This is a genomic window from Planotetraspora sp. GP83, assembly GCF_041262585.1.
GTDB lineage: Bacteria > Actinomycetota > Actinomycetes > Streptosporangiales > Streptosporangiaceae > JAOEGB01.
In genome coordinates, this window is sequence record NZ_JBGCBZ010000021.1 from 23,008 (window position 1) to 39,863 (window position 16,856).

The 16,856-nt window shown below is 70.8% G+C and carries 16 protein-coding genes; 13 read left to right on the forward strand and 3 right to left on the reverse strand.

Annotation, left to right across the window (positions count from 1 at the left end):
* The first annotated feature begins 11 nt into the window (after positions 1-11).
* The 12 genes from ABH927_RS26135 to ABH927_RS26190 all read left to right on the forward strand — a co-directional run bounded on the left by ABH927_RS26135 (position 12) and on the right by ABH927_RS26190 (position 13,598).
* A complete protein-coding gene (locus ABH927_RS26135; RefSeq protein WP_370025735.1) occupies positions 12-470 on the forward strand; it encodes a MarR family winged helix-turn-helix transcriptional regulator in 459 nt (152 codons plus the stop codon).
* Between the two features lie 395 nt (positions 471-865).
* On the forward strand, positions 866-955 hold the full coding sequence (kdpF, locus tag ABH927_RS26140; RefSeq protein WP_261585127.1) for a K(+)-transporting ATPase subunit F: 90 nt from the start codon (positions 866-868) through the stop codon (positions 953-955).
* Complete coding sequence (gene kdpA, locus ABH927_RS26145) at positions 955-2,616, forward strand: potassium-transporting ATPase subunit KdpA (RefSeq protein WP_370025738.1); 1,662 nt, start codon at positions 955-957, stop codon at positions 2,614-2,616. The genes kdpF and kdpA overlap by 1 nt, the downstream gene beginning before the upstream one ends.
* A complete protein-coding gene (gene kdpB / locus ABH927_RS26150; protein WP_370025740.1) occupies positions 2,616-4,751 on the forward strand; it encodes a potassium-transporting ATPase subunit KdpB in 2,136 nt (711 codons plus the stop codon). Before kdpA ends, kdpB begins: the two co-directional genes overlap by 1 nt.
* Complete coding sequence (locus ABH927_RS26155) at positions 4,751-5,626, forward strand: potassium-transporting ATPase subunit C (protein ID WP_370025742.1); 876 nt, start codon at positions 4,751-4,753, stop codon at positions 5,624-5,626. The genes kdpB and ABH927_RS26155 overlap by 1 nt, the downstream gene beginning before the upstream one ends.
* A 5-nt stretch (positions 5,627-5,631) precedes the next feature.
* Complete coding sequence (locus ABH927_RS26160; protein ID WP_370025915.1) at positions 5,632-8,184, forward strand: DUF4118 domain-containing protein; 2,553 nt, start codon at positions 5,632-5,634, stop codon at positions 8,182-8,184.
* Positions 8,181-8,849, forward strand: a complete 669-nt coding sequence (locus ABH927_RS26165) for a response regulator (RefSeq protein ID WP_370025744.1) — start codon at positions 8,181-8,183, stop codon at positions 8,847-8,849. The genes ABH927_RS26160 and ABH927_RS26165 overlap by 4 nt, the downstream gene beginning before the upstream one ends.
* A 144-nt stretch (positions 8,850-8,993) precedes the next feature.
* A complete protein-coding gene (locus ABH927_RS26170) occupies positions 8,994-10,823 on the forward strand; it encodes an APC family permease (protein WP_370025746.1) in 1,830 nt (609 codons plus the stop codon).
* Positions 10,820-11,017, forward strand: coding sequence for a hypothetical protein (locus ABH927_RS26175; RefSeq protein WP_370025748.1), 198 nt, complete (start codon positions 10,820-10,822; stop codon positions 11,015-11,017). The genes ABH927_RS26170 and ABH927_RS26175 overlap by 4 nt, the downstream gene beginning before the upstream one ends.
* A complete protein-coding gene (locus tag ABH927_RS26180; protein WP_370025750.1) occupies positions 10,998-11,519 on the forward strand; it encodes a hypothetical protein in 522 nt (173 codons plus the stop codon). The genes ABH927_RS26175 and ABH927_RS26180 overlap by 20 nt, the downstream gene beginning before the upstream one ends.
* A gap of 346 nt (positions 11,520-11,865) precedes the next feature.
* Positions 11,866-12,945: a sensor histidine kinase gene (locus tag ABH927_RS26185; protein ID WP_370025917.1), complete on the forward strand. Its 1,080-nt coding sequence runs from the start codon at positions 11,866-11,868 to the stop codon at positions 12,943-12,945.
* Entirely contained in the window at positions 12,942-13,598 is a 657-nt protein-coding gene (locus ABH927_RS26190) for a response regulator (RefSeq protein ID WP_370025751.1), read from the forward strand. Before ABH927_RS26185 ends, ABH927_RS26190 begins: the two co-directional genes overlap by 4 nt.
* Here the strand turns inward: ABH927_RS26190 and ABH927_RS26195 are convergent.
* The 3 genes from ABH927_RS26195 to ABH927_RS26205 all read right to left on the reverse strand — a co-directional run bounded on the left by ABH927_RS26195 (position 13,588) and on the right by ABH927_RS26205 (position 16,103).
* Complete coding sequence (locus tag ABH927_RS26195; protein WP_370025753.1) at positions 13,588-14,334, reverse strand: DUF2306 domain-containing protein; 747 nt, start codon at positions 14,332-14,334, stop codon at positions 13,588-13,590. The genes ABH927_RS26190 and ABH927_RS26195 overlap by 11 nt on opposite strands.
* Before the next feature lie 123 nt (positions 14,335-14,457).
* A complete protein-coding gene (gene lysA / locus ABH927_RS26200) occupies positions 14,458-15,834 on the reverse strand; it encodes a diaminopimelate decarboxylase (protein WP_370025755.1) in 1,377 nt (458 codons plus the stop codon).
* Positions 15,834-16,103: an SAV_915 family protein gene (locus ABH927_RS26205; RefSeq protein WP_370025757.1), complete on the reverse strand. Its 270-nt coding sequence runs from the start codon at positions 16,101-16,103 to the stop codon at positions 15,834-15,836. The genes lysA and ABH927_RS26205 overlap by 1 nt, the downstream gene beginning before the upstream one ends.
* 193 nt (positions 16,104-16,296) lie before the next feature.
* Between ABH927_RS26205 and ABH927_RS26210 the strand changes: the two genes are divergently transcribed.
* The gene (locus ABH927_RS26210) at positions 16,297-16,851 is read left to right on the forward strand and encodes a helix-turn-helix domain-containing protein (protein WP_370025759.1); all 555 of its coding nucleotides are present in this window, start codon (positions 16,297-16,299) and stop codon (positions 16,849-16,851) included.
* The last annotated feature ends 5 nt before the right edge of the window (positions 16,852-16,856 follow it).

Genomic DNA, 16,856 nt, shown 5'->3' on the forward strand with positions numbered 1-16,856 from the left:
AGAATGTGGCCATGACCACAGCGGAGCCGTTGCAGCCACTGACTCCTGATGAGGACGCGCTGGTCCGTGCGCTGCCTCGCGTGATGTACGCGCTGCCCCGCGCGATCGACGCCGACATGGTGCGCGAACAGCAGTTGCCGCTCATTGAGTGGACGGCCCTGATGCGGTTGTCCGAGGCACCGCAGCGGCGGATGCGGATGGGCGAACTCGCGGTCGCCTGCGAACTCTCGCTGAGCGGGATGACCCGCATCGTCACCCGCCTGGAGGGTCAGGGCCTGATCGAACGGGTCAGGTGCGACGACGACGCCCGCGGGTGGAACGCCGTCCTCACCGACGCCGGCCTCGCCCGCCTGGAACGGGCATGGTTGAGCAACTTGGCGAGCGTGCGCCGGCACTTTCTTGACCACCTCGAAGGCGTCGATCTTGCCCGGCTCGCCCGTGCGATTCAGAACGTCGCGACCAACGACTGACGCGGGCGCTGAGCCGCCTCATGCTGCCGCCGCCTACCTTCCGCCCCGGAGTCGTCGCCTGATGTCCGCGTGCGGAACCCGGCACGCCGGGCTGTTGACCACCTGACCAGGCGCTGGAGGGGGAGGTCGCTCTTCTCCCACACGGTGCGGCCGCGGGGGACTCCGGGACGACGTACAGATCACGTCAATACTCCGCCTGACGGCGTATGGAACCCGTCAAGACCGGCGAAAGCCCCCGAATCGGGGACTTTGCTTTCCTTGTGGCCATCCGTCCCGGGTGGCTGAGGCATCGTCCGGAAATTTTGAGGAGTGGGGATGGCCGACGTCATCTTCGTCGCCCTGACGATCGTGATATTCGCGATCATGGGGCTCGTCGTCAAGGCGGTGGAGCGCCTGTGAGCGCTGTCAACGCCACTGGCCTGGTGGTCACCATCGGCCTAGTGATCTTCGTGGTCGCGGCCCTGCTGTTCCCGGAGCGGTTCTGATGTCATCTACCACCGCCGGGATCCTGTTCATCGGGGCCCTGCTTGTCGCTCTGGTGCTGACGCACCGGCCCGTGGGCGACTATATGTATCGCGTCTACACCAGCAAGAGGCACTTCGCCTCCGAGCGGGTGATCTACCGGCTCATCGGCGTCCAGCCGGACGCCGAGCAGCGGTGGAGCGTCTACGCCCGCGCCGTGCTGGCGTTCTCCGCCATATCGATCCTGTTCCTGTACGGCTTCCAGCGCCTGCAGGACAAGCTGTTCCTGTCGCTGGGCTTCCCCGCGGTGACCGACCACATCGCGTGGAACACCGCGGTCAGCTTCGTGACCAACACCAACTGGCAGGCCTATTCGGGTGAGTCCACGATGGGCCACCTGGTGCAGATGGCCGGCCTGGCGGTGCAGAACTTCGTGTCGGCCGCGGTCGGCATGGCGGTCGCGATCGCGCTGGTCCGCGGGTTCGCCCGCAGCAGGACCGACGAACTGGGCAACTTCTGGGTGGACCTGGTCCGCGGCACCGTCCGCATCCTGCTGCCCGTCGCCTTCGTCGGCGCCATCGTCCTCATGGCGGGTGGTCTGATCCAGAACCTCTCCGAGGCGCACACGGTCACTACGCTGGCCGGCGGACACCAGGCCATCACCGGCGGACCGGTCGCCAGCCAGGAGATCATCAAGGAGTTGGGCAACAACGGCGGCGGCTTCTACAACACCAACTCCGCCCACCCGTTCGAGAACGCCAACAGCTGGACGAACTGGTTCGAGATCTTCGTGCTCCTGGTCCTGCCGTTCGCGCTGCCGCGCACCTTCGGCCGCATCGTCGGCGACAGGCGGCAGGGCTACGCCATCGCCGCCGTCATGGGCATCCTGGCCTTCGCCAGCATCGCCGTACTGACCGGCCTGGAGATCGCGCACGGCGGCACGGTGCCGCAGGCGGTCGGCGCCGCGATGGAGGGCAAGGACGTCCGCTTCGGCGTGCCCAACTCCGGCACGTTCGCCGCCGCGACGACGCTCACCTCGACCGGAGCCGTCAACTCCTTCCACGACTCGTTCACCGCGCTCGGCGGCATGATCACGATGTTCAACATGATGCTGGGTGAGGTCGCGCCCGGCGGCGTGGGCTCCGGCCTGTACGGCATGCTCGTCCTCGCCGTGATCACCGTGTTCGTCGCCGGCCTGATGGTCGGCCGGACCCCCGAATACCTGGGCAAGAAGATCGGCGCCCGCGAGATCAAGCTCGCGTCGATGTACTTCCTGATCACCCCGACCCTGGTGCTCCTCGGCACGGCCCTCGCGATGGGCTCGGCCGAGCAGCGGGCGAGCATGCTGAACGGCGGGGCGCACGGCCTGTCCGAGGTGCTCTACGCCTTCACCAGCGCGTCCAACAACAACGGGTCGGCGTTCGCGGGCATCACCGTCAACACCCCGTGGTACGACACCGCGCTCGGCCTGTGCATGGCCTTCGGCCGGTTCCTGCCGATCATCTTCGTCCTCGGCCTGGCGGGCTCGCTGGCCAGGCAGTCGCCGGTCCCGGCGTCGGCCGGAACGCTGCCCACGCACCGGCCCCAGTTCGTCGGCATGGTCGTCGGCGTGACGATCATCCTCGTCGCGCTGACCTTCCTCCCCGCCCTGGCGCTCGGCCCGCTCGCAGAAGGAATCCACTGATGTCCACCCCCGTGCTCGAAGCGCCGGGCCGTACTCCCGCTCCTCAGAGGAACGGCCGGGTCGGCGGCGGTCTGCTCGACCCCAAGCAGCTCGTCAAGTCGCTCCCCGACGCGCTGCGCAAGCTCAACCCGGCGACGCTGTGGCGCAACCCGGTCATGTTCATCGTCGAGATCGGCGCCGTCTTCACCACCGTGCTGGCCGTCACCGATCCTTCGGTCTTCGCCTGGGCGATCGTCGTCTGGCTCTGGCTGACCGTCGTCTTCGCCAACCTGGCCGAGGCCGTGGCCGAGGGCCGCGGCAAGGCGCAGGCCGCCACGCTGCGCGCCGCCAAGCGCGACACCACGGCGCGCCGTCTCAAGGGCCGCGCCTCGCAGGAGTGGGACACCGTGGGCGCCCCCGAGCTCAAGCAGGGCGACTTCGTGGTCGTCGAGGCCGGGGAGATCATCCCGGGTGACGGCGACGTGGTCGAGGGCATCGCGTCCGTGGACGAGTCGGCCATCACCGGCGAGTCCGCGCCCGTGATCCGCGAGTCCGGCGGCGACCGCTCGGCGGTCACCGGCGGCACGAAGGTGCTCTCCGACAAGATCATCGTGCAGATCACGCAGAAGCCCGGCGAGAGCTTCATCGACCGGATGATCGCCCTCGTCGAGGGCGCCAACCGGCAGAAGACGCCGAACGAGATCGCGCTCAACATCCTGCTGGCCGCCCTCACGGTCATCTTCCTGATCGCGACCGCGACCATGCAGCCGCTGGCGATCTTCTCCAAGGCGCAGAACCCGGGCGTCCCCGACTCCCTGGCCCTCACGGGCGACGGCGTCACGGGCATCGTGCTCGTCTCGCTGCTGGTCTGCCTCATCCCCACGACGATTGGCGCGCTGCTGTCCGCGATCGGCATCGCGGGCATGGACCGGCTCGTCCAGCGGAACGTCCTCGCGATGAGCGGCCGCGCGGTGGAGGCGGCGGGCGACGTCAGCACGCTGCTGCTGGACAAGACCGGCACCATCACGCTGGGCAACCGGCAGGCGTCGGAGTTCGTCCCCGCGAATGGCGTCACCGCCGATGAGCTGGCCACGGCGGCGCAGCTCGCGAGCCTCGCGGACGAGACCCCCGAAGGCCGCTCGATCGTGGTCTACGCCAAGGAGGCGTACGGCCTGCGCGAGCGGCAGCCGGGCGAGCTCGCCCACGCCTCGTGGGTGCCCTTCACCGCCCAGACCCGCATGTCGGGTGTGGACGTGGACGGCCGCCTGGTCCGCAAGGGCGCGGCCACCGCTGTCATGAAGTGGGTCCGCGACAACGGCGGCCATCCCACCGACGAGGTCGGCCACATCGTCGACGCCATCTCCGGCAGCGGCGGCACCCCGCTGGTCGTCGGGGAGGTCGCCGACGGCAAGGCGCACGTCCTGGGCGTCATCCACCTCAAGGACGTCGTCAAGCAGGGCATGCGCGAGCGGTTCGACGAGATGCGCCGCATGGGCATCCGCACGGTCATGATCACGGGTGACAACCCGCTGACCGCGAGAGCCATCGCGGACGAGGCCGGGGTGGACGACTTCCTGGCGGAGGCGACCCCGGAGGACAAGCTCGCGCTGATCAAGAAGGAGCAGGAGGGCGGCCGGCTGGTCGCCATGACCGGCGACGGCACCAACGACGCGCCCGCGCTCGCGCAGGCCGACGTCGGCGTGGCCATGAACACCGGCACGTCGGCCGCCAAGGAGGCCGGCAACATGGTCGACCTCGACTCCAACCCGACCAAGCTCATCGAGATCGTCGAGATCGGCAAGCAGCTCCTCATCACGCGAGGCGCGCTGACGACCTTCTCGATCGCCAACGACATCGCCAAGTATTTCGCGATCATCCCGGCGATGTTCGCGGCGGTCTACCCGGGCCTGGACACGCTGAACGTCATGCGCCTGGCCAGCCCGCAGTCGGCGATCCTGTCGGCGGTCATCTTCAACGCCCTGGTGATCATCGCGTTGATCCCGCTCGCCCTGCGCGGCGTGCGGTACCGGCCCTCCAGCGCCTCGAAGCTGCTGTCCCGCAACCTCTACGTCTACGGCCTGGGCGGCATCGTCGCCCCGTTCGCCGGCATCAAGCTCATCGACCTGATCATCCAGTTCATTCCGGGGATGTCGTGATGGAACGCCTGCCAAGCTGGCTCCGGCAGCACCTCGCCGCGCTGCGCGCGCTGCTCGTGCTGACCGTGGTGACCGGCGTCATCTACCCGCTGGTGGCCACCGGCGTCGCCCAGGCCGTGTTCAACGGCAAGGCCAACGGCTCGATCGTCCAGAAGGACGGGAAGGACGTCGGCAGCTCCCTCGTCGGGCAGAGCTTCACCGACAAAGACGGCAACCCGATCAAGAAGTACTTCCAGAGCCGTCCCTCCGCGGCCGGCACCGGATACGACATGGAGTCGACCGCCGCGAGCAACCTCGGCCCGGAGGACGTCCTGGACGTCCTCCCGGTGCCCGGTGCCAAGGACGACGAGGGCAACCCCGACACCGGCAAGCAGAGCCTGCTCACCCAGGTCTGCGCGCGCAGCAGGGCCGTCGGCGAGCTGGAGGGCGTCAGCGGGGCCAGGCCGTACTGCACGGCCGACGGGGTCGGCGCGGTGCTGAAGGTCTTCCCGGCCGTCGGCGCGCCGACCAGGGCGGTCAGCGTCAACCAGGCCTGCCCGGCGGCGCCGTTCATCGCCGACTACCAGGGCGTGAAGGTCGAGTGCGGCAAGCCGGGTGAGGACTACTCGGCCGGCCGTACCGTCCCCGTCCGGGGCTCCTCGACCGCCGTGGTGCCCGCCGACGCGGTGACCGCCAGCGGCTCGGGCCTCGACCCACACATCTCGGTCGCCTACGCCGAGCTCCAGGCGCCGCGCGTGGCCAGGGAGCGCGGCCTCGACCTGGCAAAGGTCAAGGCGCTCATCGCGGAGCACACCACCGGCCGGGCGCTCGGATTCATGGGAGAGCCCGCCGTGAACGTGCTGGAGCTCAACCTGGCCCTGGACAAGGACCACTAGTGGGTGTGCCACGCGGGCGGTTGCGGGTCTACCTCGGGGCGGCTCCCGGGGTCGGCAAGACCTTCGCGATGCTCGGCGAGGGCCGCCGGGCGCTGGCGCGTGGCAGGGACGTGGTCGTGGGTCTCGTCGAGACCCACGGCCGCGCCCACACCGCCGAGCTGCTCGACGGCATGGAGGTCGTCCCCCGCAAGACCATGGTCCACCGGGGGACGACCTTCACCGAGCTCGACGTGGACGCCGTCATCGCCAGGGCCCCCAGGGTCGCGCTGGTCGACGAGCTGGCGCACACCAACGTGCCCGGCTCCCGCAACGTCAAGCGCTGGCAGGACATCGGGGACCTCCTCGACGCCGGCATCGACGTCATCTCCACGGTCAACATCCAGCACCTGGAGTCGGTCAACGACGTCGTCCAGGAGATCACTGGCATCCCGCAGCGGGAGACCGTGCCCGACGAGGTCGTACGGCGGGCCGACCAGGTCGAGCTGGTCGACATGGCCCCGGAAGCGCTCCGCCGCAGGATGGCCCACGGCAACGTTTACACGCCCGAGAAGATCGACGCGGCGCTGTCGAACTACTTCCGGGTCGGCAATCTCACCGCGCTGCGCGAGCTCGCCCTGCTGTGGGTCGCCGGGAAGGTCGACGACCAGCTCGACCGCTACCGGGCCGAGCACGGGATCGCCACGACCTGGGAGGCGCGCGAGCGCGTCGTGGTCGCGCTGACCGGCGGCCCCGAGGGCGACACGCTGGTACGGCGGGCCGCCCGGATCGCCGCCAGGACCAAGGGCGCCGACCTGCTGGCCGTCCACGTCACCCGGGCCGACGGCCTGACGGGGGACAATCCCGCCAACCTGGCCCGCCAGCGCACTCTGGTGGAGAGCCTGGGCGGCACCTACCACCAGGTCGTGGGCGAGGACGTCGCCCGCGCCCTGCTCGATTTCGCCGGTGGCGTCAACGCCACCCAGCTGGTGCTCGGCGCCTCCCGCCGGGGGAGGCTCGCGCAGATCCTCTCCCGGGGAGTGGGCGTCACCACGACGGCCCTGTCCGGCTCGATCGACGTCCACATGATCACCCACGCCGAGGCGCAGAGGGGGCGCGGCCGTCCCTCACGGGCGCGGGCCGCGCTGACCCGCGGGCGGAGGGCGACCGGGTGGGCCGTGGCCGTCGCCGGAGTCCCCGCGCTCACGGCCGCGCTGATCCCGTTCCGGGACATGCTGACGCTGCCCAGCCAGATCCTGCTCTTCCTCCTCATGGTCGTCGGCGTCGCGCTCATCGGCGGCATGTGGCCGGCCATCACCGCGGCCGTCGGCGGGTCCCTCCTGCTGAACTACTACTTCACGCCGCCCATCCACACGCTGACGATCTCCGACCCGGAGAACCTCTTCGCCCTCGTCGTGTTCATCCTGGTCGCCGCGGCGGTCAGCGCGATCGTCGACGTGGCGGCCCGCCGTACGAGAGAGGCCTCCCGCGCGGGCACGGACGCCGAGGTGCTGTCCACGCTCGCCGGACACGTCCTGCGCGGCGAGGCCGCGCTGCCGTCCCTGCTGGCCCGGCTCAGGGAGACCTTCGGCCTCGCGTCGGTCACCCTGCTGGAGCGGGCCGGGGAGCCCGGCCCCGACGACCAGTCGGAGCCCGAGGCGTGGCGGATCGTCGGCACCTCGGGCGGACCGCCGTCCACCTGCCCCGGCGCCGCCGATACCGACGTGGTGATCGACGACGACCTCGTCCTCGCCGCGCGGGGGCGGCTGCTCGACGCCTCCGACCGCAGGGTGCTGGAGGCGTTCGCCGCCGAGGCGGCCGTGGCCCTGCGGCACGAACGGCTCGCCGAGGAGGCGCAGCAGGCAAGGCCGCTGGCCGCCGCGGACAAGATGCGCACCGCGCTCCTCGCCGCCGTCAGCCACGACCTCCGCACGCCCCTGGCGTCGGCCAAGGCGGCGGTCGAGAGCCTGCGCAGCGCCGACGTCGTGTGGTCGGACGAGGATCGCGAGGAGCTCCTCGCCACCGCCGACGAATCGCTCACCAGGCTCGATCGCCTCGTCGCCAACCTGCTCGACATGAGCCGCCTCCAGGCCGGAGTGCTCGGCCTGTCCCTCCAGCCCGTGGCGCTGGACGAGGTCGTGCCCCGGGCGATCGACGACCTCGGCCCGCTCAGCGGCGGCGTCCGCGCCGACAGCCCGGCCGAGCTGCCGGAGGTCGTGGCCGACCCCGCCCTGCTCGAACGGGTCCTGGTCAACCTGATGTCCAACGCCGTCCGCTACAACCCGCCGGGCGAGAAGGTGCTGATCACCGCCAGCTCGCACGGCGACCAGGTCGAGGTCCGCGTCGTCGACCGGGGGCCCGGCATCCCGCGTGAGGCCCACGACCGGGTCTTCATGCCATTCCAGCGCCTCGGCGACCGCGACAACCACACCGGAGTGGGCCTCGGCCTCGCGCTGTCCCGGGGGCTCGCGGAGGCGATGGGCGGCACGCTGACGCCCGACGACACCCCCGGAGGAGGTCTCACCATGATCCTGACACTTCCCATCTCGTCGCGCGCCCAGGCCGTACAGGCGGCGTCATGACGCGCATCCTCGTGGTGGACGACGAACCGCAGATCCTGCGCGCGCTCCGGATCAACCTCGTGGCCCGCCACTACGAGGTCGCGGTGGCCGCCGACGGCGGCGCGGCGCTGCGTCAGGCGGCCGACTGGCAGCCCGATCTGATCATGCTCGACCTCGGCCTGCCCGACATCGACGGGGTGGACGTCATCTACGGGGTACGCGGCTGGAGCTCGATTCCGATCATCGTGCTGTCAGGGCGGGCGAGCAACCAGGACAAGATCGACGCCCTGGACGCCGGGGCCGACGACTACGTCACCAAGCCGTTCGGCATCGACGAGCTGCTCGCCCGGGTCCGGGCGGTCACCCGCCGCGCCGCCGTCCAGGACACGGAGCTCGCGCAGGTGCAGGTCGGCGAGCACGTCGTGGACCTGAGCCGGAAGACGGTCTCCAGCGGGGTACGGCTGACGCCCACCGAGTGGCACATCCTGGAGATCCTGCTCCGCAACCCCGGCAAGCTCGTCAGCCAACGGCAGCTCCTGAGGGAGGTGTGGGGCGCCAAGTTCGTCAAGGAGACCCACTACCTCCGGCAGTACATGGTCCAGCTCCGCCGCAAGCTCGAAACCGACCCGGCCCACCCGGCGCATCTGATCACAGAGCCGGGAATGGGCTACCGCTTCATGCCGTGAATCCCTCCCTTGAACGGCGCCGCCACCGGGGAGTCAGGAAGGCGTAGGGATATCGATCCCCGCCGTCAAGGATGCGTCAGAGAGTGCCGGGACAGGCCCACTCTGGGATGACGATTAGGACATATCCCCTTACAGGAGGACGTGATGTCCGCAGTGCTCACCTCCGTCTCGGCCCCCGCGGCGAAGGAGCCTCCCGATAGCGACGACAGGCACCGGCTGAGCGTGATCGGCGGCCTGGCCGCCCTGTCGCTCGACGCGATGGCGTCCGTGGCGTACGGTCCCGAGGCGATCGTGATCGTGCTGGCCCTCGCGGGAGGCGCCGGGCTCGGGTTCACCATCCCGGTCACGCTCACCATCGCCGGACTGCTGGCCGTCCTGACGTTCTCCTACCGCCAGGTCATCGCCGCCTTCCCCGAGGGCGGCGGCGCGTACGGCGTGGCCAAGACGCACCTCGGCCGCCAGGCCGGTCTCGTCGCCGGCGCGAGCCTGATCGTCGACTACGTGCTCAACGTGGCGGTGTCGGTGGCCGCCGGAGTCGCCGCGCTGACCTCGGCCTTCCCCGGGCTCCTGCCGTACACGGTCTGGCTCTGCCTGGCCGTGCTGGCCGCGGTCACGGCGATCAACCTGAAGGGCATCGCGCACAGCGCCCGCGCGTTCATCGCGCCCACCGTCATCTACGTCGGCGCGATCCTCCTGGTGATCGTGGCGGGCCTGTTCAGAGGGGCCCCCGCGACCGCCGTCCAGCACGCGGCGCACGCGGAGAGCCTGCACACCGTCGGCCTCCTGCTGCTGCTCAAGGCGTTCGCCAACGGCTGCGCCTCGCTCACCGGCGTCGAGGCCATCGCCAACGCCGTTCCCTCGTTCAGGAAGCCCCGCGTCAGGCGGGCGCAGCGCGCCGAGGTGGCCCTCGGCCTGCTGCTCGGCGTCATGCTGATCGGAATCGCGGCGCTGATCGAGAAGTTCGCCATCGCGCCGGTCGGCGGGGTCACCGTGCTCGCCCAGGTCACCCAGGCGTCGCTCGGCGGCGGCCCGCTGTTCTACCTCGTGCAGTTCTCCACCGTGGTGCTGCTCGCGCTCGCCGCCAACACGTCCTTCGGCGGCCTGCCGGTCCTCGCCCAGTTGCTGGCGAGCGACAACAACCTGCCGCACTTCTTCGCGCTGCGCGCCGACCGGCACGTCCACCGGTACGGCATCGCCTTCCTGGCCATCACCTCGGGCCTCCTTCTGGTGATCTCCCGGGGCGACATGAACCTGCTGGTGCCGCTCTTCGCCATCGGCGTGTTCGTCGGCTTCACGCTCTCCCAGGCCGGGATGGTCAAACACTGGGTCCGGGCCCGGCCGGACGGCTGGCGGTGGCGGGCGGCCCTCAACGGGTTCGGCGCGCTGCTGACCTTCGTCGCGGCCGTCGTGGTGACCGTGTCGAAGTTCGCCGAGGGCGGCTGGCTGATCGTGGTCGCGCTGCCGTTGATGGTGCTGGCGATGCGGTGGGTCCACACGTCGTACGCCCGGATCGGCGAGCGGCTGGAGCTCGGCAGGACCCCCGTCCCGCCCCGGCCGCGCCGCTCGCTCGTGGTGGTTCCCGTCAACGCGGTGAACCGGCTGACGCGCGACGCTCTCGCCGCCGCGCTGTCGCTCGGTGACCGGGTCGTGGCCGTCAACGTCGCCGACCCTCAGGACGCCCCGGAGGCCCGCCGGTTGGTCGAGGACTGGGAGCGCTGGCACCCCGACGTCGAGCTCGTGCAGCTCTTCGACGACCACCGCCGCCTGGACGAGCCGCTGGTCGACTACCTCAACGGCGTGCCCGAGCCGCACGTCTTCGTGCTCATCGCCGAGGTCGAGCCGGAGCACGCCTGGCAGCGGATGCTGCAGAACCAGCGCGGCGCCGTCCTCGCCAGGGCGCTGCGCCGCCGTACAAACACCGTCGTCTGCCGCATGCGCTTCCGCGTCGGAGCTCCCACGGCGGGTGCGGCATGAGCCTCCGGCCCACCGGGGAGTGGTTCACGCATCCCCCGGAAGGGGACGTCTTCGAGCCCCTGCTCGATCGCGTCGCCGCGGGCGGCAGGTCGGTCGCGAGGCTGGCGCGGGCGGGCCGCGACGCGTGGATCGCCCGCCGAGCGGTGGCGGGCCTGGACCGGGAATGGCGGTCGCGTGCGGACATCACCCGGTGAAGGCGCCGCGCCACTGGAACTCCTGATCCCCGGCGGTTTCGCGGTGGTCGTCCTGGCGTGCGCGGCCGTCGGGGCGCTTTTCCCGGCCGCGCACACAGCGGCGCGTGTGACCGCGATGGCGGTCGTCACCGGGGTGTTCGGGGCACGGGCGCGGAACCTCGTCGCGACCCTCGTCACGGCCGTCATGGCGGCGGCCTTCGCGACCGGCTTCCTGGTCAATACGACGGGGGAGCTGACGTTCGGGGGACCGGACGCCGCCCGGCTGGTCGTGTTCCTCGCCGCCGGACTCCTGGGCGCCGCCTACGGAAGGCTCCGCGACCTGGGCCGCCTGCGCCGTCGCACCCGCCGCCTGATGCGCACGCGCACCCATCCCCGCCGCGCACCAGTGCTCGCCCGCCGGCTGCACCTCACCGCTGGAACGGCGCCGTTCGCCCCTCCGGAAGCGGCACAGCCCGGCCGAGGACCGACCTCGCGCTGCCCGGGCAACGGTGACTACTCGTAACCTCCAGGCATGAAAAAGCCCCGTCAATCCCGGAGGGCGACGGGGAGCAATGCCTTGGTTATACCGCGTCAGCCGGGACCCCGCCAACCTGAATGGCAATGCTGGGGCATGGTTGAGCAACCATTCCATCCCGGCCAATCACAACGAGTAAGCGCTGATATTCGTTACGTTATGTACGCTTTAGTGTTGATTTGTCCGGTGCGGTACGGGGCGGCCTCGCCGCGGCGGCCCGCGTCTCGTACTTTGGGTCGATCCGGGAGCGTCTCCGGCTCTTTACCATGATGGGATGCTCGGCCTTCTCCGCTCCGTATGGTTTGAGCCCCGTCCTCCTCATCCACCCTTGCGGGTGTGGCGGGACTGGGCACTCGTGGGGGTGCTCGTGCCGATCACGGTGCTGGAAGGCATTGGGCGGCCGGGTCTTTCGTGGCGGGCCGTCTCGGTGATCGTCGTCGCCGGGCTGGTGCCCACGTTGCTGTGGCGCCGGACGAGGCCGCTGCCGATGGTCGCGATCACCTCCGCCGTCACCGAGGTGGTCCTCCTGCTGACGGGTGGGGCCGCTCCGGTGATGTACACGATGGTGTACCTGCTGCTTCTGCCGTACGCGTTGTTCCGCTGGGGGGCCGGACGCGAGATCGTCATCGGCTTGGCGATCATGCTCGCCAAGATCTGCCTCTCGGCAGTCCTTCACTACACCGGTTTCGCCGACACGGCCGGCGGGTGCGCCATTCTGTTCGGGACCGTTGCGCTGGGCGGGGCGTTCCGCTACCGGGCCAAGGCGAGGACGCGCGAGCTCGATCAGATCAAGCTGCTCGAACGTGAACAGCTGGCCCGCGACCTGCACGACACCGTCGCCCATCATGTCTCGGCGATGGCCATCCGCGCCCAGGCAGGCCTCGCCACAGCGGCCTCGCGGCCGGAGGCCGCGGCCGAGGCGCTCCGCGTCATCGAGGCGGAGGCGTCGCGCGCCCTCGCCGAAATGCGCGTAATGGTCCGGGTTCTCCGCCGGACCCAGCCGGTGGACCTGACGCCCGGCCGGCGCATCACCGACCTGGAGCGGCTCGCCAGCCGATCCCGCCTCGGCCCCTCGGTCGACGTGGAGATCCGCGGCGACCTCGACGACATTCCTCCGTCGGTCGGGGCTGCGATCTACCGCATCGCCCAGGAGTCGGTCACCAACGCCCGGCGGCATGCCCGTCACGCCACCCGAATCGAGATCCGGGTCGCCGCCGACGACACGTCGGTGCGCCTGTGCGTGAGCGACGACGGCGACACCGGCCCCGGGCGTACGGCCGCGTCGCCCGGATATGGGCTCATCGGCATGATGGAGCGCGCCGACCTGCTCGGCGGCACCTTCCAGGCCGGTCCGAATCCAGAGCGAGGCTGGACCGTGACCGCCATGCTGCCTCGGACCGGGTCGGCGGCATGAGCATCCGCGTGATCGTCGCCGACGACCAGGAGATCGTCCGCACCGGGCTGGCAATGATCCTCGACGCCCAGCCGGGCATCGACGTCATCGGCGAGGCCGCCGACGGGGCGCGAGCCGTCGAGCTCGCGCGGCGCCTACGCCCCGACGTGTGCCTGTTCGACATTCGCATGCCAGTCCTCGACGGCATCGAAGCCACCCGCTCCCTCGCCGGACCGGCCGTCGAGGACCCCCTCGCCGTCGTCGTCATCACCACGTTCGACCTCGACGACTACGTCTACGCCGCTCTCAGGGCGGGCGCCCGGGGGTTCCTCCTCAAGGACGCCGGTCCGGTCCTGCTGGCCCAGGCCGTCCACGCCGCCGCCAGTGGCGACGCGCTCATCGCCCCGAGCGTCACCGCGCGCCTACTCAAGGCCTTTGCCGACGCGGGGCCCGCCTCACCTCCGGCGCACCCCATCGAGGCGCTCACGGACCGGGAGGAACAGATCCTCGCCGCCGTGGCGCGCGGGCGGACCAACAGCGAGATCGCCCGCGAGCTGTACATCTCTCTCAGCACCGTCAAGACCCACATCGCCAGCCTGATGGCCAAGCTCGGCGCCCGGAACCGCGTCGAGATCGCGATGTGGGCCTACGAGACAAAGCGCGTCAGGAACTGACCCCACTCCCGAGGGCGGCCCCCGAAGAAGCGCGGCGTGGGCGAGGCGGCCGCTTCCGGATGACCCACTCGGCCACGGCCAGGTTGATCACCCAGCCGGCGGCCATGAGCAGGGCTCTGGTGAGCTCTTCCGGCTTGCCGAGGAACAGGATCCAGGGCAGGTGGGTGAACACCTGCGTGCCGGCGCCCAGGCCGATCGCGTAGCCGCGTGTCATCCACGCGCCGTGCCGGGCGATGTCCCGCCGCCGGATCGCGGCGAGGCCCAAAACGATGGACAGGACCATGGCCGAGCCGAACACCAGCCGGAAGCCGGAGACGAGTTCGCCGTCACCGGGAGGACGGGGATAGAACAGGGTCATCCACAGACCCGAAAGCGCCACGGCCAGTCCACAGGGGACCAGGATCCGCCCGGCCGCGCGGTGCCAGCCGGGCCTCCGGCGGCGGAGGCCGGAAGCGAACTGGAAGGCCCCCAGGACGCTGTACAGGGTGGCGCTGAGGATGTGCACCACCACGGGCAGGGGCATCGCGAAGAACCGCGCGTTCTCCGCCGTGACCTCCGCGCCGCCGGCCAGCTCGGTCAGGCGCGCGGCCCCGGCGACCACCGGAACGGCGCTGAGCGCGATCAATCCGGCGGGCACGAGCCACCCGGCCCTGGCGGAGGCACCAGTGTTGTTCCGGTCGTCCGTCCGCCGGCCGCTCCGGGGCCGAGGGCGCCCCGCCTTGCTCTCGTCTGTCATGGCTCGATCGTGACGACTGAGGCGGTGGCGGCTCATCGGCGGAACGGCCCGAGTTGACCCGGCCGATCATCCACGAATCAGGCGTACTTTCGGCCGGTGAGCCTCGCCAGTTCCCCCCGTCGGCTAGAGACCGACGTCGCGGCTCATCAGGTCTTCGGGGGCCTCGCGGCGGATCACGAGGCGGGCCTCGCCCTGGCTGACGGCCACGACGGGCGGCCGGCCGGTCAGGTTGTAGGTGGAGGCCATCGAGTGGTGGTAGGCGCCGGTCGCCGCCACCGCGACCAGGTCGCCCGGGCGGATGTCCGCCGGGAGCGGCACGCCGTCCGCGATGGTGTCCCCGGCCTCGCAGTGGTGGCCGACCACGGTCACCTCGCGCATGCCGGCGGAGGAACGGCGGCCGACCATCCGGACCGAGTAGCGCGCGCCGTACAGGGAGGGCCGGGGGTTGTCGCTCATCCCGCCGTCGACGGCGACGAAGGTCTGGGCGGCTCCGCGCTTGACCGCGATGACCCGGTAGATCGTGAGCCCGGCGGGCCCGCTGATCGCCCGTCCCGGCTCCACCGTCAGCCGCGGCGCCGGGAGGCCGAGTCCAGCGCAGCGCTCCTCGACCACGGCCGTGACCGACGCGGCGAACCGGCCCAGGTCCAGCCCGGTCTCCGACTCCAGGTAGGCGATGCCGTGGCCGCCGCCGAGGTCCAGCTCCGGCAGGACGACGCCGTAGGTGTCCCGGATGCGGGCGAGCTGCTCCACCAGGACGCGGGCCGCCCGCTCGTACGGCTCGGCCGTACAGATCTGGGATCCGAGGTGGCAGTGCAGCCCGGCGAGCTCCAGACGGGGCTGCGCGAGCACCCGGGCCACGGCGTCCCCGGCGCCGCCCGCCGCGATGGACAGCCCGAACTTCTGGTGCTCGCCGCCGGTGCGGATCGCCGCATGGGCTCCCGCCTCGATGTCGGGGATGACCCTGACCAGCACCTTCTGCCGCCGCCCGAGGGGGACGAGCCCGGCCAGGCGGTTGATCTCGGCGATGTTGTCCACCACGACGCGCCCGACGCCCTCGTCTACCGCCATCCGGAGCTCCTCCGGGGTCTTGGCGTTGCCGTGGAAGACGATCCGCTCGGCGGGGAACCCGGCCGAACGCGCCACAGTCAGCTCTCCGGCCGAGCACACGTCCAGGCCGAGGCCCTCGGACCGCATCCAGCTCGCCATAGCGCGGCACAGGAAGGCCTTGGCCGCGTAAGTGATCTCCGCGCCGGGCAGCGCCGCCTTGTAGGCACGGCACCGCAGGCGGACGTCGGTCTCGTCGAGGACGTACGCCGGGGTGCCGAACCGGGCTGCGATCTCCGTCAGCGGCACACCGCCGACCGTGGCTCCGCCGTCGGCGGTGAACCGCGTCGTCCCGGACCACGGCCCGTGGGCCGGGCCTTGAGTGAGGCCTTGAGTGAGGTCTTGAGTGGTGTCTTGAGTGGTGTCTTGAGTGAGGTCCTGAGCGAGAGCGCACATTACGCGACCCGGGCGGAGTAGCGGGGACGGGCCGGCATCGTGCCCGCGGGGTCCACCACGATGCCGATGACGTCGAGATCGCGGAGCATCTGCCGCAGAGCGGGCTCGCTGAGCCGCACCCAGCGCTGGCCGGCGCCGAGCACCTTGGCCAGCCGCATCGGTGACGAGAAGGCCACCGCGGTCCTCTTGCCCGACGCGGTCCGGAACAGGCGCACGGACATCGCGAACGCGCCCTCGTGGACCGGCACGAATAGCGGGACTTCTGTCATTGGTTCCTCCAGGAACAACTCGGACAATGAGGAGGCTAGGTCGCAGATCGCCGCAACTTTCCGGTCATGACGCTTTCCTAACGCGCACACCCGCGGATCTGACAGAAGATTGACGTGGCGACCTCGGATCCGCCACGCGTACGGCACGTGGCACGATTGGCGAAACGGTGCGATCTTTTGCGGTGATGTGTGAGTGAGTGGCCTCTCGGACCAGGTGCGGGCAGCGATCGCGAACAACGTCCGGCACGCGCGCCGCACGAGGGGGCTGAGCATCCGCGATCTCGCTGACCGGTCCGGGTTCAGCAAGGCGATGCTGTCCCAGCTCGAACGCGGCCTGGCCAACCCGACGGTGGAGGTGCTGTCGGGCATCGCCGAATCGCTGGAGCTGTCATTCGCCGACATCACGCGGACTCCGCTGTACGAACCCCAGGTGATGCGGCGCGCGCCGGGCGACGAAGTGGGCGCGGCGTCGGCGCGCACGCTGCTCAGCTCGCTCGACCGCCGCCGCTTCGAGGTCTACGAGTCCTCGCTTCCGGCCGAGCACACCCACGAGAGCGCGCCGCACGGGCGCGGCTCGGAGGAGTTCGCCTACGTGCTGTCCGGCGCGGTGACCCTGGAGATCGCCACCTGGACGGTCCGGCTGCGCGCCGGGGACGCGGTCCGGTTCTCCGCCGAGGCCGAGCACAGCTACCGGACCGCCACACGGCCGGCCAGGCTGCTGACCCTGGTCTCGATGCCGACCGACTGAACACC

What these genes read in the sequence shown, in the direction of transcription:
- ABH927_RS26135 (WP_370025735.1), top strand. Translation starts at nt 12, where the DNA reads ATGACCACAGCGGAGCCGTTGCAGCCACTGACTCCTGATGAGGACGCG.
- kdpA (WP_370025738.1), top strand. Translation starts at nt 955, where the DNA reads ATGTCATCTACCACCGCCGGGATCCTGTTCATCGGGGCCCTGCTTGTC.
- kdpB (WP_370025740.1), top strand. Translation starts at nt 2,616, where the DNA reads ATGTCCACCCCCGTGCTCGAAGCGCCGGGCCGTACTCCCGCTCCTCAG.
- ABH927_RS26155 (WP_370025742.1), top strand. Translation starts at nt 4,751, where the DNA reads ATGGAACGCCTGCCAAGCTGGCTCCGGCAGCACCTCGCCGCGCTGCGC.
- ABH927_RS26165 (WP_370025744.1), top strand. Translation starts at nt 8,181, where the DNA reads ATGACGCGCATCCTCGTGGTGGACGACGAACCGCAGATCCTGCGCGCG.
- ABH927_RS26170 (WP_370025746.1), top strand. Translation starts at nt 8,994, where the DNA reads ATGTCCGCAGTGCTCACCTCCGTCTCGGCCCCCGCGGCGAAGGAGCCT.
- ABH927_RS26175 (WP_370025748.1), top strand. Translation starts at nt 10,820, where the DNA reads ATGAGCCTCCGGCCCACCGGGGAGTGGTTCACGCATCCCCCGGAAGGG.
- ABH927_RS26190 (WP_370025751.1), top strand. Translation starts at nt 12,942, where the DNA reads ATGAGCATCCGCGTGATCGTCGCCGACGACCAGGAGATCGTCCGCACC.
- ABH927_RS26195 (WP_370025753.1), bottom strand. Translation starts at nt 14,334, where the DNA reads ATGACAGACGAGAGCAAGGCGGGGCGCCCTCGGCCCCGGAGCGGCCGG.
- lysA (WP_370025755.1), bottom strand. Translation starts at nt 15,834, where the DNA reads ATGTGCGCTCTCGCTCAGGACCTCACTCAAGACACCACTCAAGACACC.
- ABH927_RS26205 (WP_370025757.1), bottom strand. Translation starts at nt 16,103, where the DNA reads ATGACAGAAGTCCCGCTATTCGTGCCGGTCCACGAGGGCGCGTTCGCG.